Source organism: Helcobacillus massiliensis (genome assembly GCF_033106145.1).
Classification (GTDB): Bacteria; Actinomycetota; Actinomycetes; order Actinomycetales; family Dermabacteraceae; genus Helcobacillus; species Helcobacillus massiliensis.
Genome location: NZ_CP136959.1, coordinates 2,354,342 through 2,368,755, shown reverse-complemented (window position 1 = coordinate 2,368,755; position 14,414 = coordinate 2,354,342). Strand labels below are relative to the sequence as shown.

12 protein-coding genes are annotated in these 14,414 nt (G+C 70.6%); 5 read left to right on the top strand and 7 right to left on the bottom strand.

The window, feature by feature from the left end:
- Window positions 1-51 precede the first annotated feature (51 nt).
- Together R3I40_RS10770 and R3I40_RS10765 are read left to right on the top strand one after the other, a co-directional pair.
- Window positions 52-1,965 carry an ATP-binding cassette domain-containing protein gene (locus R3I40_RS10770; protein ID WP_285261665.1) on the top strand — a complete coding sequence of 638 codons (1,914 nt, stop codon included), beginning with the start codon at window positions 52-54 and terminating at the stop codon, window positions 1,963-1,965.
- Window positions 1,949-3,775: an ABC transporter ATP-binding protein gene (locus R3I40_RS10765; protein ID WP_285261666.1), complete on the top strand. Its 1,827-nt coding sequence runs from the start codon at window positions 1,949-1,951 to the stop codon at window positions 3,773-3,775. The genes R3I40_RS10770 and R3I40_RS10765 overlap by 17 nt, the downstream gene beginning before the upstream one ends.
- A gap of 67 nt (window positions 3,776-3,842) precedes the next feature.
- Here the strand turns inward: R3I40_RS10765 and R3I40_RS10760 are convergent, their stop codons facing one another.
- The 4 genes from R3I40_RS10760 to R3I40_RS10745 all read right to left on the bottom strand — a co-directional run bounded on the left by R3I40_RS10760 (window position 3,843) and on the right by R3I40_RS10745 (window position 7,457).
- Window positions 3,843-4,616: a VIT1/CCC1 transporter family protein gene (locus R3I40_RS10760; RefSeq protein WP_285261667.1), complete on the bottom strand. Its 774-nt coding sequence runs from the start codon at window positions 4,614-4,616 to the stop codon at window positions 3,843-3,845.
- Window positions 4,617-4,715: 99 nt separating this feature from the next.
- A complete protein-coding gene (locus R3I40_RS10755) occupies window positions 4,716-5,732 on the bottom strand; it encodes a TerC family protein (RefSeq protein ID WP_285261668.1) in 1,017 nt (338 codons plus the stop codon).
- A gap of 216 nt (window positions 5,733-5,948) precedes the next feature.
- Window positions 5,949-6,242: a rhodanese-like domain-containing protein gene (locus R3I40_RS10750; protein ID WP_317700145.1), complete on the bottom strand. Its 294-nt coding sequence runs from the start codon at window positions 6,240-6,242 to the stop codon at window positions 5,949-5,951.
- Between the two features lie 57 nt (window positions 6,243-6,299).
- On the bottom strand, window positions 6,300-7,457 hold the full coding sequence (locus tag R3I40_RS10745) for an ADP-dependent NAD(P)H-hydrate dehydratase (protein ID WP_285261669.1): 1,158 nt from the start codon (window positions 7,455-7,457) through the stop codon (window positions 6,300-6,302).
- Window positions 7,458-7,584: 127 nt separating this feature from the next.
- Here R3I40_RS10745 and R3I40_RS10740 point away from each other — a divergent pair, with 127 nt between their 5' ends.
- Window positions 7,585-8,031 carry a DUF2871 domain-containing protein gene (locus R3I40_RS10740; protein WP_183377045.1) on the top strand — a complete coding sequence of 149 codons (447 nt, stop codon included), beginning with the start codon at window positions 7,585-7,587 and terminating at the stop codon, window positions 8,029-8,031.
- A 69-nt stretch (window positions 8,032-8,100) separates the two neighbouring features.
- Here the strand turns inward: R3I40_RS10740 and R3I40_RS10735 are convergent, their stop codons facing one another.
- Window positions 8,101-9,336 (bottom strand): MalY/PatB family protein, encoded by a 1,236-nt coding sequence (locus tag R3I40_RS10735; protein ID WP_317699988.1) that lies wholly within the window; start codon window positions 9,334-9,336, stop codon window positions 8,101-8,103.
- Window positions 9,337-9,449: 113 nt separating this feature from the next.
- Here R3I40_RS10735 and R3I40_RS10730 point away from each other — a divergent pair, with 113 nt between their 5' ends.
- Both R3I40_RS10730 and R3I40_RS10725 read left to right on the top strand, forming a co-directional pair.
- A complete protein-coding gene (locus R3I40_RS10730) occupies window positions 9,450-9,752 on the top strand; it encodes a hypothetical protein (RefSeq protein WP_285261671.1) in 303 nt (100 codons plus the stop codon).
- A gap of 56 nt (window positions 9,753-9,808) precedes the next feature.
- Window positions 9,809-10,165 (top strand): type II toxin-antitoxin system VapC family toxin, encoded by a 357-nt coding sequence (locus tag R3I40_RS10725; RefSeq protein WP_317700144.1) that lies wholly within the window; start codon window positions 9,809-9,811, stop codon window positions 10,163-10,165.
- Between the two features lie 6 nt (window positions 10,166-10,171).
- Here the strand turns inward: R3I40_RS10725 and R3I40_RS10720 are convergent, their stop codons facing one another.
- Both R3I40_RS10720 and R3I40_RS10715 read right to left on the bottom strand, forming a co-directional pair.
- Window positions 10,172-10,822, bottom strand: coding sequence for a GNAT family N-acetyltransferase (locus tag R3I40_RS10720; RefSeq protein WP_285261673.1), 651 nt, complete (start codon window positions 10,820-10,822; stop codon window positions 10,172-10,174).
- A 33-nt stretch (window positions 10,823-10,855) separates the two neighbouring features.
- The gene (locus R3I40_RS10715) at window positions 10,856-14,374 is read right to left on the bottom strand and encodes a DEAD/DEAH box helicase (RefSeq protein ID WP_285261674.1); all 3,519 of its coding nucleotides are present in this window, start codon (window positions 14,372-14,374) and stop codon (window positions 10,856-10,858) included.
- Window positions 14,375-14,414: the final 40 nt, after the last annotated feature.

The window sequence follows — 14,414 nt, the reverse complement described above, 5'->3', positions numbered from 1 at the left end:
CCTGCGGAAAAACGGGGGCGCCCCGTCACGAACAGCACTATGCTCGGCGGCATGTCCTCCCCCGCCGCGCCGCTGCTGCGCATCCCACCCACGGACGCCGCGCTCAGCACCGGTGAGGCGCAGCGCCAGCAGCTGCTGGACCGTGTGCGGCAGGTGCGCCTCCTTGTGGAGTCGAGCCCGGCGCTGTCAGCCCTGGTCGGCGTCCTCATCGTTGCGCAGATGGTGCTGGAGGCCGCGCGGCTGCTGTCCATCGGCTGGGTCGTCACAGCGCTCGCCGCCGCCGACCACCCCAGCATGGTGACCGCGCTGATCGTGCTCGGCGGCACCCTCCTCGCCGCCCCGCTCCTGGGAGCGGCCACCGACATCGGCGCGAAGGCACTGGACCGGGCTGTGCAGGTCCGCCGCTCCGACGACTTCGCCGCCGCCGTCCTCACCCCGGACACGCTGCGCCACCTCGACACCCCGGAACTGTCCGAGGAGGCGCAGTCGGTGGCGTCCGAACTGCGGGGCTGGCAGATCCTCCTCGGCACCGAATCCACCGTCACCACGGTCACCATGCGCGTCTCGGCGCTCGCCCCGGTCATCGTCATCGGCCTGTGGAACGTGTGGGCGGCGCTGATCCTCCTGGTGGTGTTCCAGATCGTCGCGGTCGTGATGCTGCAGCACCTGAGCCGGCTCATGGCGGCGCTGACGAAGCCGCCGGGCCCGGCGAAGCGCCGCACCCGCTACTTCTTCGACCTCGCCACCGGGCCCGCCGCCGCGAAGGAAGTGCGGCTGTTCGGCCTGCTGCCGTGGATCACTCCGCACCTCGCCGGGTCGGAGAACTCCCTGCGGGAGAGCTCGCAGGAGATGAGTCTGCGCCGCCCACAGGTCCTTGCCATGCTGCTCGGCCTCGTGGCGCTGCTCGGCACCATCGCCCTGATCATCGCTGACGCCACCGCGGGCCGCATCAGCCCCGGGCAGATAGCCGCGCTCGTGGTCGCGGCCGTGTCCCTCGTGGCACTCGTAGGGCCGATCGGCGACCCGCACCTGCACATGATCGTGTCGGGTCGCCTGCAGCGCCGCATCGACGATCTCGCCCGCGCCTCCCGCCTCGTCGCCGGTCCCTCCCATCCCGCCGCCGGCACCGTCCAGCCGACCGCTGGGGCGCCGACGGACGCGCTGCCCCCGTCGGCGCCGGGCGCCGGCATCGAGATCCGCGACCTCGCGTTCCGCTACCCCGGCCGCGACACCGACACCCTCCACAACCTCAGCCTCAGCATCCCCGCAGGTCAGAGCGTCGGCGTGGTGGGAGTGAACGGCGCCGGCAAATCCACCCTCATGTCCCTCATCGCCGGGCTGGAGCGCCCCACCGCCGGCACGATCGAGGTGGGCGGGCGGCCGCTCACGCCCGCCGCGGAGGGCAGGCCGACGGCTGCCGTGATCTTCCAGGAGTTCTCCCGCTACCCCCTGGATGTCCGCGCCAACGTGACGCTCGGCCGCCCCGCCGACGACGAGCAGGTCGCCGAGCAGGTGCGGCGCGCCGGCGGCACGGACCTGTTGCACCGCCTGACCACTGATGACGACGGCCTCGGCACGATCCTCGCCCCGGGATTCGAGGGCGGAACGTCGATGTCCGGGGGCCAGTGGCAGCGGGTGGCGCTCGCCCGCGCCCTCGCAGCCGTGGACGCCGGCGCGCAGGTGCTCGTCCTCGACGAGCCGACATCCGCGCTGGATGTGCGCGCCGAAGCGGAGATCTTCGATGACTTCCTGCGCGTCACCCGCGGCGCCACCACACTGCTCGTCTCCCACCGCCTCTCATCGGTGCGCCGCGCCGACCGCATCGTGGTCCTCGACGCCGGCCGCATCACCGAGGACGGCACGCACGACGAGCTGATGGCCGCCGGCGGCGCCTACGCCCGCATGTTCACCACCCAGGCCCAGCGGTTCCAGGAAGCAGGTGGACACGATGACGACGACGCCTGAGCCCGTCGCGAAGGGCTCCCGGATCACCGCCGTCCGCTTCGCCCTGCGCGAGGCGTGGGCGCTCAGCCCCCGCTCCAGCCTGTTGGCGCTGCTGGAGCTTCTGCTCCGTCTCGCCGAGGCCCTGCAGCCGGTGTTCTTCGCCCTCATCGTTACCGGCATCGCCACCGGTACATGGTCCTTCGCGATCGCCGGCGGTACGCTGCTGGCCCTGGAGACGGGCGCCGGCATGCTGCTGACGTTCATCGGCATCACCCACCGGGTCAGCCTGATGGCGGGCCTCACCGCCCGCTTCGAGGGCCGCACCGCGCGGCTGCTCGCCTCCATCCCCACCACCGCGCACCTGCACGACCCGACGATGTCCGCGAAGGTGCAGCTGCTGCGGGACCTCGCCGGCGGCATCGGCGGCACCTACAACATGGTGCTCAACGCCCTGCGGTGGCTGCTCGCCCCCATCGCCACCGTCGCCGTCGCCGTCACCGCCGACTGGCGCCTCATCCTCGTGGTCCTCGCCGCGGTCCCGCAGCTGTTCATCACCAGCCGCATCTCCTCCATCAGCCAGAAGCACGAAGAGGCCGCCGCCGACGACTCCAAGCGGCTCGGTGCGCTCATGGACATCGCCGCGAGCCGCCCCGGCGGCAGTGAGGCCCGAACCTTCGGCGCCCGCGGGTTCCTCCGGGCCGAACTGCGGGCCGCTGCACAGCGCTGGCAGAGCGTCCTGCTGCGCGGCACCGCCCGCACGTCCGCACTGACGCTCGCGATGGAGCTGATCTACCTCGCGGCAGCCGTCGGCGTCCTCGTCTGGATGGGCATGGACGCCGTCGCGGGAACGGTCAGCCTCGGCGCGATGACGGTGGCGCTGACCAGCCTGTCCGGCCTGCAGCAGGCCGCGGGCGGTGTGCGCACCGCCATCACCACCCTCGACGACTGCGCGCGCTCCGTTGCCCGCTACCTCTGGCTCGAGGACTACGCGCGCGGGCAGGCGGAGGCGCACGCGGGCACCGCGCTGCCGCCGGCCGGCCTGGCCGACGGGATCCGTCTGCGGAACGTGTCCTTCACCCACCCGGGGGCGTCCTCCCCCGTGTTCGATGACCTGACACTCGACCTGCCCGCCGGGTCCACGATCGCGCTCGTCGGCGAGAACGGAGCGGGCAAGACCACCCTGGTGGAACTGCTGCTCGGCCTGCACGACCTCGACAGCGGCAGCATCGACGTGGACGGGGTCCCGCTCGCGGACATGGACCTCGCGGCATGGAGGGCACAGTGCGCGGGCGCGTTCCAGGACCACGCGAACATCGAAGCGACGGCGCGGGAGACGATCACCGTCGGCGACCTCGGCGGGGACGACAGCGCAGACTCTGCGATGCGGGCCCTGGAGAGGGCGTCGGCGACCGACGTCCTCACCGCCCTGCCGCACGGCCTCGACACGCAGCTCGGCACATCCTGGCCCGACGGTGTGGGCCTGTCCGGCGGGCAGTGGCAGCGCCTCGCCATCGCCCGCGGCATGATGCGCACCGCTCCCCTGCTGCGCATCCTCGACGAACCGACCTCCGCCCTCGACCCCGAGACGGAGGACCGACTCTTCAGGAAGTACGCCGCGGCCGCGGAGGAGACCCGCGCCGCCGGCGGCATCACCCTCCTGATCACGCACCGCTTCTCCACCGTCTCCGCCGCCGATCGCGTTGTGGTGCTCGACCACGGCCGCGTGGTGGAGCAGGGAACGCACCGCGAGCTGATGGCTGCGCGGGGCCAGTACTACGACATGTTCACCGTGCAGGCACGCGGCTACGCACCCTCCCAGCACACCGACTGAGCACAGCGGTGGCGCGGCAGGGTCCGCGCGGCGCAGGGCCGATGGGCGCGGGGCAACCGTCGGCCGATCAGACGGCCACGCCCACCAGGGCGCCGATGCCGTACGTGACCGCCATGGCGAGCACGCCGCCGGCGATGGTGCGCAGCGTCGCCTTCCCCGCCGCAGCCTGACCGAGGCGCGCGGCAATCATGCCGGTGAAGGCGAGCGCGAGGACCACCGCGGCGAACGTCGCAGGAATCTTGAACGGCACCGGGACCAGCAGCACCGCCAGCACCGGCAGCAGACCGCCGAGCAGGAACGCCACGAAGGACCAGATCGCGGCGTGCATCGGGGAGGCGATCTCGTCCTCGTCGATGGAGTAGCGCATGCGCATGTGCGCATCGAGCGCGTCGTGGGCGGTCATGCGGACCGCGGATTCGCGCGCCAGATCGGCAGGGATCCCCGCCTCCTCCAGGGAGGCCGACAGGTGCTCCAGCTGACCGTCGGGGTCCTCGGCGAGGGCGGCGCGGGTGCGGGCGATCGTCGCGGACTCCGAATCCTTCTGCGCGGACACGGACACGTACTCGCCCATCGCCATGGACAGGGAACCGGCACCGACCGCGGCAGCGGAGGCGACGGCGAGGGGGCCGAAGTGCGGCGTGGCGGCGGCGACGCCGACCACCATGCCGGCGACCGAGACGATGCCGTCGTTCGCGCCGAGGACGCCGGCGCGCAGCTGGTTGAGGCGGGAGGCCGACGGGACCGCCCGCTCCGGGGCAGCGGTCGTGCCGGCGGCAGGGTCGTGCGACGCTGAGGCGAGAGGGGATTGGGAGGACTGGAGGGTGGACGATGAGGCGTTCATGCCTCGGACGTTATGCGTCCGTGACCCGCCTGGCCAGGCTAGTGAGCCTGTCCTCGCCCGCCCCGCCAGCCGTGGGAGGGTCCCGGAACGTCGCTCAGATCACGCGGTCGGGGTGTCGTCGTCCTCGTCGCGACCCGCCGATGCCACCTGGGGTGCGCGCACGAGAGACGCGATGGTGGCGATGGCCATGGAGCCGATGATGACGGAGAGCGACAGCCAGATCGGGATCTCCGGGATCGAATGGACGAAGCGGCCGAAGCCGGAGCTCTCCGACCAGAACGGCGCTTCGTGCGCCGCGTGGATGAGCAGTTTGACGCCGATGAACGCGAGGATCGCCGCGAGGCCGTAGTGCAGGTACACCAGGCGGTCCATCAGGCCGCCCAGCAGGAAGTACAGCTGGCGCAGACCCATCAGGGCGAAGAGGTTCGCGGTGAACACGATGAACGCGCTCTGCGTGATGCCGAAGATCGCGGGGATGGAGTCCACGGCGAACATGACGTCCGTCAGGCCGATCACGAGGAACACCAGCAGCATCGGAGTGAAGACCTTCTTGCCGTTCTCCACGGTGCGCAGCTTGTTGCCGTCGTACTCGTTGGAGACGGGGATGAGCTTCTTCAGGGAGCGCATGATGAACGACTCGCCGTCGTCCTCATCGTCCTCACCCTTGACCTGCTGCCACGCGGTCCACAGCAGGAAGATCGCGAACAGGTAGAACACGCCGGCGAAGCGGTCGATCACCGCGGCGCCTACGAGGATGAACAGGGCGCGGGCGATCAGCGCGATGATGATGCCCACCATCAGCACTTCCTGCTGGTACTTCTTCGGCACCGCGAAGCGCGACATGATCACCAGGAACACGAACAGGTTGTCCACGCTCAGCGAGTATTCAGTGAGCCAACCGGCCACGAACTCGCCGGCGATCTGCCCCCCGGCCACGAAGAACAGGACAGCGGCGAACACCAGCGCGAGCGCCACGTAGAACCCCACCCAGCCGAGGCATTCCTTGACCGAGGGGATGTGCGGACGCTTCACCACGAGGATCAGGTCCACCACCAGGATTGCGACCAGCACCGCGAGGGTGATGACTTCGAACTGCACTGAGAGTGTGCCGCCCATAGGGTTCCTTTCGCCGACTGCACCCGGCGGGACCCACGGCGGGGCCCGCTCGGCGGATGCGGGAAGATGAGGCAACACTACAGGCCGCACCCCGGCATTCCCCCGTCAGTCCCCTCAGCCGCACAGCTGCGGGCGGGGCGGTCGGCGGGCGGTGTGTCGAACGCCGCGCCGGCAGCGCCGGTCAGGTCACGCGGCCGGCCGGGAATGAGCCGCAGGTCAGGTCACGTACCGGGTCGGGCGCGCCGCGGTGGGCAGTCCGGCGGCGGCATAGCCGCGGAACCCGTCGGCCAGGTCGGTGGCGCGGGAGAACCCGAGGCGGCGCAGCGCCTCCGCGGTGAGGGTGGACTGGTAGCCCTCGTTGCACATGACGATGACGAGGTCGTCCGGGCCGGGACCGCCCGCCATCCGGTTCGGGCTCGCGGGGTCGAGCCGCCACAGCAGCACGGTGTGCTCCACCACGATCCCGCCGGGAACGTGCCCCTCGGTGTCACGGGTCCACGGGGTGCGGATGTCGATGAGGTGGGCGCGAGCGGTTCCGCCGGGCCGGGCGTGTCGCGGGGGTCCGGGTCAGGCACGGGTGTTCTCGGCGACGACCTGCGGGACGAACCGGGTGATGTCCGCGGCGAGGATCGGTGCTCCGGCGGAGGGAAGTTCGGCGGGGGCGTCCCCGTCGGCCCGCTCGTTCGGCTCTGCTCCGTTCGGCGCTGCCCCTCCCGCGAGTGCCTGCGACGCCCGAAGCGCCGCCAGGCCGTGTAGCTCCACGCCAGCGGCGGCGATCATCGCGATGATCTCCTGCGCCGCCGGCGCGAAGTAGGCGCGCGCCTCCTGGATCTCGTCGGAGTTCAGCGCGAGCAGCGCGCCGATGATCGCCGCGAGCACGTCGCCCGACCCGGCCGTGGCGAGCCGCGTGGTGGGCGCGGTGACGGTGAATGCGGAGTCCATCGGGCCGTCGTGCTCCGGGGTCGCGATGTGCGTGGTGTGGCCCTTGAGGACCACGGTGGAGCCGGTCGCTTCGGCGAGGAGCGCGGCCGCTGCCTGCGGCTCTGACTCAACCGCGGCGCGGGGCACGGTGATCGGGGCGGTATCGGTCCCGTCCGCGGCGGTGCGATCCGGGCGTGAGTCGCCTGGGGCGGTGTCGCCCGGGCCGGCGCCTGCGCACACCGGTGACAGGCCCGCGCCGGTCAGCTGCTCCGTGGTGATCGTGCCGGCGTCCAGCAGCGCGCTGAGGAGGTCCGCGGCTTCACCGGCGTGCGGGGTGAGAACAGTCGCCCAGTCGCCCACGCGGTCATCGCCGACGATCGCGGGAATCGCGCCGGCGTCCAGCACCAGCGGCAGGGGCCGCGGCTTCGACGCCTCGCCCGGGCGCGGGATGCGGCCGGACGCCTCGAGAACGGTCTCGAACCCGTCGGGCGCAGCGGCTCCGTCGGCCGGGACGGCCCACCCCGACCCGGCGACCACGGCCTGCGAGCGGCCCTCGCCGAGGACGACCTCGGGAGTGCGGGCCAGGACGAGGCGGCCCACGGACTCCGCGCCGACGTACCGCACCATGCCGATGCCGACCCGGGCCGCGGCCTCCGTGCCGATCAGGGCCGCGCCGGGGAACTGCGCGGAGCCGGTGGCGACGGTGAGGACGCCGCGCGTGTACTTGTGGTCCCTCGCGGTGGGGGCGGGGAGGAAGCGCGGCAGATGCTCGGGGGCGGGAGCGGGTGCGGTGGCGTGGGGCATGCGGCCAGTGTACGGCGGGAGCGTCAGCACGCCCGGCTGCGGCCGGACGCGGTCCGGCGGCGCGGGGCCGACGGGTTCAACCGTTCGATTGATCTGCCCCCGCGCCCCGATGCGTAGTCTGACGGGCATGATGAAGAACTACGCTGCCGCAGTCATGTACACGATCCTCGGCCTGGTCTCGGGCCTGTTCTACCGCGAGTACACGAAGTCGATCGACGCCGTCGGCGTCAAGTCCCAGCTGTCCACCGTGCACACCCACCTGCTGGCCCTCGGCCTGCTGATGGCGCTGATCATGATCGCCCTGGACGCCTCTCTGCGCCTGTCCGGCCGGCGCTCGTTCACCGTGTTCTTCTGGGTGTACAACGCCGGTGTCCTCCTCACCAGCGTCATGATGGTGATCCGCGGAATTCTCACCCTGCAGGGCAAGACGGAGGAGATGACCACCGCCGCCATCCCCGGCATCGCGGGCCTCGGCCACATGCTCATCACCGGCGGCCTCATCGCCCTGCTCGTGGCGCTGTACGGCGCGATCAAGGACCGTGAGGTGACCACCGCGGAGCCGGCCGCGCGCTGAGCCGATCCTTCTCCGCATTCGGGCTTCTTCGCGCTCCGGATCCCGAATAGGACGAAGAATCGGCCCCGATCAGCGGCGCGCGGCGACGGTGGCCGCTGCGGCGCCGGCAGGAGAGGCCGCGCCGACACGCGCGGAGTCAGCGGAACGGCCACCGCGGCACGCAGCGACGAGACGGTCGATCGCCTCGTCCAGCACCTCCCACAACGTCCCGCAGTTGATCCGCACGAACCCGCGGCCCTCACGCCCATAGTCCTCACCGTCCGCGAACTGCACACGGCCGCGCTCACAGATCACGTCACCGGCGCGCCGGCCCTCCGCAAGGTCCGCAGCCAGGGGCTCGCGCAGGTCCGCCCACACCAGGTAGCTCGCCTCCGGCACGTCCGCGCGAGCGCCCGGGATCTCCTCGGTGACGCGCTTGGCCACATGCGCGGTGCGCGCGGCGATGCCCTCGCGGACGGTCTGGAACCAGTCATCACACGCAGGCGAGAACGCGACTTCGCTGGCGAGGGCGCCGAGGTGGCCGACGGCGGCGAAGCCGTCGAGCTCGTCGGGCAGGTGGGGCCCGTCGGCCGCGGTGATGAGGAGGGAGGACTTCAGGCCGGCGATGTTGAAGCCCTTCGATGCCGAGTGGAGGGCGACGCCGCGTCGTCGGGCGTCGTCGCTGATGGTGAGGAAGGGCCGGAAGGCGCGGCCGGGGTGGACGACGGGCGCGTGGATCTCATCGGCGATCACGAACGCGTCGTAGCGGGCGGCGAGGTCGGCGAGGCGCTCCAGTTCCGCGTCGGTCCAGATGCGGCCGAGGGGGTTGTGCGGGTTGGAGATGAGGGCGACCCGCACGCCGTCGGCGAACGCGGCTTCGATGCCGTCGAGGTCCTGGACGCCGTCGGGGCCGACGGGGACCTCCACCCCGGTGATGCCGGCGGCGCGCAGCCAGGCGAAGAAGTTGTTGTACACCGGCGGGGTGATGACGGCGCGGGCGTCGTCGCCGGCGAAGTGGCGCAGCAGCGCCTGGCCGGACGCCGCGAGGTCGGGGAATCCGCGACAGAGGCCCGGGTCGATGTCCCAGCCCCAGGTGCGGTGCGCGAAATCGGCGAACGAAGCGGCGAATCCGGGCAGGGAGCCGGGGTAGCCGGTGTCGCCGAGGTCGATGGCGCGGTGGAGGGCGCTGCGGACCGGTTCGGGCAGGCGCACGTCCATTTCAGCGATCCACAGCGGGAGCACGTCGGCATCGACCGCAGACCATTTCATGCTGCGGCGCTGGCGCAGTTCGGACAGGGGAATGTCGAAGGGGTCGCTGTGAGTCATGCCCCTCACCATAAGCCGCTTAGAGAACGCGATGAGGGGCCATGTTTCTGCCTGTGACGGAGCGTTGTGGCGGATCTGCGACCATCAGCTCGAACACATATGAGCATGAGCATGTGTATGATCTGGCTATGAGCGTTATGGAACACCGTCTTCAACTGCTTCTCGATGCGCAGCGGCTCGATCAGCTCCGTGAGCGCGCCGCCGAGCAGGGAACTTCTGTGTCCGCGGTGGTCCGCGACGCCATCGACGCATCATTCGCAACGGATGCGGTGGAAGTGCGCGCACAGGCAGCGCGCGAACTGCTCGCTCTGACCGCCAGTAATGATGACTCCGAGCCTCCTGTGGCTGCAGGCGAAGTCGAAAGCGTCCGCGACGAGATGGACGCAGAGCTCATCGCGAAGGCGGATCGCTGGTGACCTCGCTTTTCATCGACTCAACAGTGCTCCTCCATGCTGTCGGAGGCCCCCATCCGATGCGCGAACCGAGCCACATACTGTTAGGGGCGGCAGGCGAAAGCCGTGTCACCCTGCACGCAAGCGTTGAGGCGGGGCAGGAGTTCCTGTTCCACCGTATGCGCCGTGTGGGCGGCGCTCAGGCAGCTCAGGAGTTCCGCATCGTTGACAGACTTGTGCTCTGGCATTCGTTCGACCAGGCAGTTCTTCGCAAGTCAGTTGAGCTGTCGTCGGCTGGCCGAATTGGGGGCCGCGATGCCGTCCACGCGGCAACGGCGTTCCTCGCTGGATTCAATGAAATAGTTTCGGCGGACCGGGCTTTCGATGGTGTCCCGGGCCTGCTCCGACACTCCCCAGCCGACGTTCCTGGTTCCTGACGACAATCAGCGGCGGGGCAGATCCTTCGCCCAGCGGGCCGACGTGCTGCTCACATGCCCCGCCTCGCCTGGTTCGCCTCGCTCGAACGGGCTGGTCTCCCCCGTCGGCTCGAAGCCCATGCGCCGCCAGAACGGCTCTGCGGCGTCCGCGTTCGTCGCCACGATCCGCAGCTCGATCCGGTCGATCTCGTCCCAGCGGGAGATCTCCTTCTCCACGCGCCGGTAGAACGCGGCACCGAGGCCGCGGCCCTGCTGCTCACCGTGCACGAACAGGATCCCGATGAACGCGGTGGAGTCGGTGGGCCAGCCGCGGATCACGTCGGCCACGGCTATCAGGCCCATGCCGGACAGGCCCGCGGCCGGGTGAGTGGAGGGAGTGGGGCGCCCGGCGAAGGCTTCCCGGTCGGGATGCACGGAGGGGCCGACGGGTGCCGGCCCCCAGAGGCCGCGCAGATTCTTCGCCGTCGCATCCACCCCCGGCGGCAGGGTCTCCAGCACGTCGCGTGCGGCGGAGTCGCCGTCGACGGTTCCGTCAGCCCGCAGGCCGCCGACGCGCCGTGCATAGTCCGGGAACGAGGCGAGCAGCCGCGCCAGGTGCTCGCGGTCGTCGGAGGTGACGACCGCGTAGAGAGGTCCGTGGTCCTCGGGGATGCTCATCGCTCAACTGTAGCGGCGGCAGGGTCCCCCGGCTCAGCCCTCCAGCAGGCCGCGGATGTCGTCAGCGCTGAGGGTCTCGGCGAAGGCATCGCCGCCGTCGGTCAGGGAGGAGAACAATGCCGCCTTCTTCTGCTGCAGCTGCAGCACCTTCTCCTCGATCGTGTCCTGCGCAACCATCCGGTACACCATCACGTTGCGCTGCTGCCCGATGCGGTGCGCACGGTCCACCGCCTGCGCCTCCGCCGCCGGGTTCCACCACGGATCCAGCAGGAACACGTAGTCCGCCTCCGTCAGCGTCAATCCGAAACCGCCCGCCTTCAACGAAATCAGGAACACCGGGTTCGCGCCCTCACGGAACTCCTCGATCACACCACCGCGGTTGCGGGTGGACCCATCCAAATACGAGAACGCGACCCCACGCTGCTCCAACTGGCCGGCCACGCGCCGCAGGAACGACGTGAACTGGCTGAACACCAGCACCCGGTGCCCCTCCGACAGCACCTCCTCCAGATGCTCGAACAGCGAATTCAGCTTCGAGGACTCCACGCCCTCATGCTCCGTCTCATCCACGATCCCCGGGTCCAGCGCCAACATCCGCAGCAGCGTCAGCGACCGGAACACGATGAACCGGTTCTTGTCGATGTCATCCAGCAGCCCGAGCACCTTCTTGCGCTCCCGCTGCAGAACCGAGTCGTACAGCTTCCGATGCTGCTTCTCCAGCTCCACACTCAGCACCTGCTCCTGCTTGGCCGGCAGATCCTTCGCCACCAATTCCTTCGTGCGGCGCAGCATGAAGGGCCGGATCCGTCGGCGCAGCACATCCATCCGCTCCGGATGCTCCCCCGACTCGATCGGCTTCGTGAACTGCTCCCGGAACGTGATCGGGGACGGAAACAGGCCCGTCGCCGTCAGCGACAGCAGAGACCACAGGTCGGCGAGCGAGTTCTCCATCGGGGTGCCGGTGATCGCGAGGCGGAACGGCGCCTGCAGCCGCGCCGCCGCTTGGTGGACGCGCGAGGCGCGGTTCTTCACGAACTGCGCCTCGTCGAAGATCACGCCGTCATAGTCGAGGCGGGCGAAGTCATCGGCGTCGATCCGCAGGATCGTGTAGCTCGTGATGAGGATGTCGAAGCCGTCGGCCTCGTCCTCCACCCAGGTGCCGCGGGCACGGCGCGTCTGGTCGATGACACCGACCCGCAGACCCGGCGTGAAGCGCGCCGCCTCCTCCTGCCACACCCCGAGCACCGAACTGGGGGCGACCACGAGGAACGGGCGGGAGGCGGCACCCGGGGAATGCGCGGACCCGTCGGCCCCTCCCCCGCTGGGCGCGCCGACGGGGCCTGCGCCGCCGACGGGTTCGTCACCGGCAGCCTGCCGCTCGCGCGCGTGGGCGATGAGGGCGAGCGCCTGCAGGGTCTTGCCGAGCCCCATGTCGTCGGCGAGGATGCCGCCGAGGCCGTGCCGCCACAGGAAGGCCAGCCAGGTCAGCCCGTCACGCTGGTACGGCCGCAGCTGCGCGTTCAGCCCGTCGGGGGCAGGCACGTCCTCCAGGTCCGTGAGGGTGCGCAGCCGGCCGACGGCCGCATCCCAGGTCGCCGCCGTCTCCGCCTCCTGCGCGACCGCTTCGATGTCATCCCAGAGGTCCATCTGGTAGCGGGAGATCCGCTGAACATCCGGCTCCCACTCCTGCATCTGCTCACCGGACTGGATGAGTTCGCGCAGCGCATCGAATTCGGGCCGTTCCAGGGAGAAGAACGTCTTGTCCGGCATCAGCACCTTCGACTGGCCCTTCGCCAGCGCCACGAACAGGGTGGGGAACGGGATGTCGCGGCCGTCGATGGTGATGTGGAAGCCGAGATCGAACCAGTCGTTCTTCCCCGGTGACTCGGTCTGCGTGACGCGCACATGCGGGGCGTCATCCAGTTCGCGGTAGGCGTGGCGGGTGCCGGTGATCCGCACCTCAACGAAGTCCATCTCCATCAGCTGGTCGAGGACCGTGGTGGTGAACTCGGCGGTGTCCACGCCATGCAGACGCTCCGTGGCAGTGCCGCCGGCGGTGGGCCACAGCATCCGCACCTGAGCCAGCACCGCATCCTCATGCTCGATGGTGCGGCGCGTCCCCACCTGCTGGTTCATCGGCAGAGTCCGCTCCGGGTCGTGGTAGCGCCACGCCCAGTCCAGGTTGAGGGAGTCCTCCTTGCCGTACGAGGCGGTCAGCTCCAGGGTGGCCGGCCGGATCTGCGGCAGATCGATCGAGTCATCGCGGGTGGTGACGGGAACGGTGCGCTGCAGCCGCGGGTACGCCTCCAGCAGGAACATGTCACGGTCCTCCGCCGGGATCACCAGCGGTTCCGGGCGCGCGAGGAGGTTCTGCAGCTGGGTGGGGATCGGCTCGTTCATCCCGCCGATCCGGATGGAGAACTTCGGCTGCTTCGCCCGCGTCATGTGCGTGATCGCGACAGCGCCGTGCGCGCCGAGGGCTCGGCCGATCTCCATCTCCTCACCGTCCATGGTGAGCACGGGACGCAGCGCGAGGTCGCCGGGTTCATCGGGCGCGGCGGACCCGTCGGCCCCCTCCTTGCCGGGGCGGGAGAGCCGCAGGTCCACGGCGGCGCGGTCCGCGAGCTCCACGTCCTTCACCGAGCCGAGGCCGACGAACGCCACGCCCGCCTCGCGCGCGCGGTGCAGCGCCTCCCACAGCATGTCGGTGTTGATGGAGTTCAGCCACAGGTGCTCCACGGTGCCGGACACGTGGGAGCGTTCGGATTCGGCGGCGGCGAAGATGCGGTGGAGCGCATCGGCCTGCTCGGGGACGTAGCCGAGGCTGCGCATCCGGAACTCGAAGGTACGCCAGGACAGCCCGGAGCGCACCCAGTTGTTGCGCTTGCCGGCCTTCAGCGGCCGAATCTTCACGAACAGGGGCTTGCCAGCGGCGATGTGCTCCGCTGCGGCCGGCTCCTGCCCCCATTCGAAGGGGCGCTTGTCGATCTTCTCGGCATCGAGCTCGAAGCCGATCGCCAGTGGGGTCGGCTGCTCCTGCTCGCGCGGCTCGTCCCGCAGCAGGGAGGACAGGGCGGTGCGCCACTCCGGGGTGGCGGGCCGCTCAGCGTGCTCCGGGTGATCGACGTGCCCAGCGTGTTCGGTGCGCCCGGCGTGCCGGGTGGTGCCGGCGGGGCGGGTGCCGGTTGTGGTGTCGGCGGATCCGCCGCGGAGGCGGTCAGCGGCAGCGAGAGCGGCGGCGTCCCGGGCGATGTCGAGGAGGACCGCCGCACTGTGCTTGCAGTCGAGGCGGACGGGGCAGCTGCAGTGCGCGAGTGTGACGCTCCAGCGGGAAGGGTCGCCGGCGGCGCGGCGCAGTTTGATGGTCTGGCTGTAGGGCTGAGGATCGGTCCCCTGGACCATGGCGTCGATGGAGCCGTTCTCCGGCGACCAGTCGGCGTGGAGGACCTGGCCGCGGCGGATCAGTCCTTCCGCGCGCTCCAGCACCGTGTCGCCGAAGCGCCGCTGCAGGTGCGTGTGGTCGATCACGGGCAGGGCAGGGTTCTCAGCCATCCTTCCAGCCTACGGTCTGCGGGTGGTGGGTGCGTGGTCG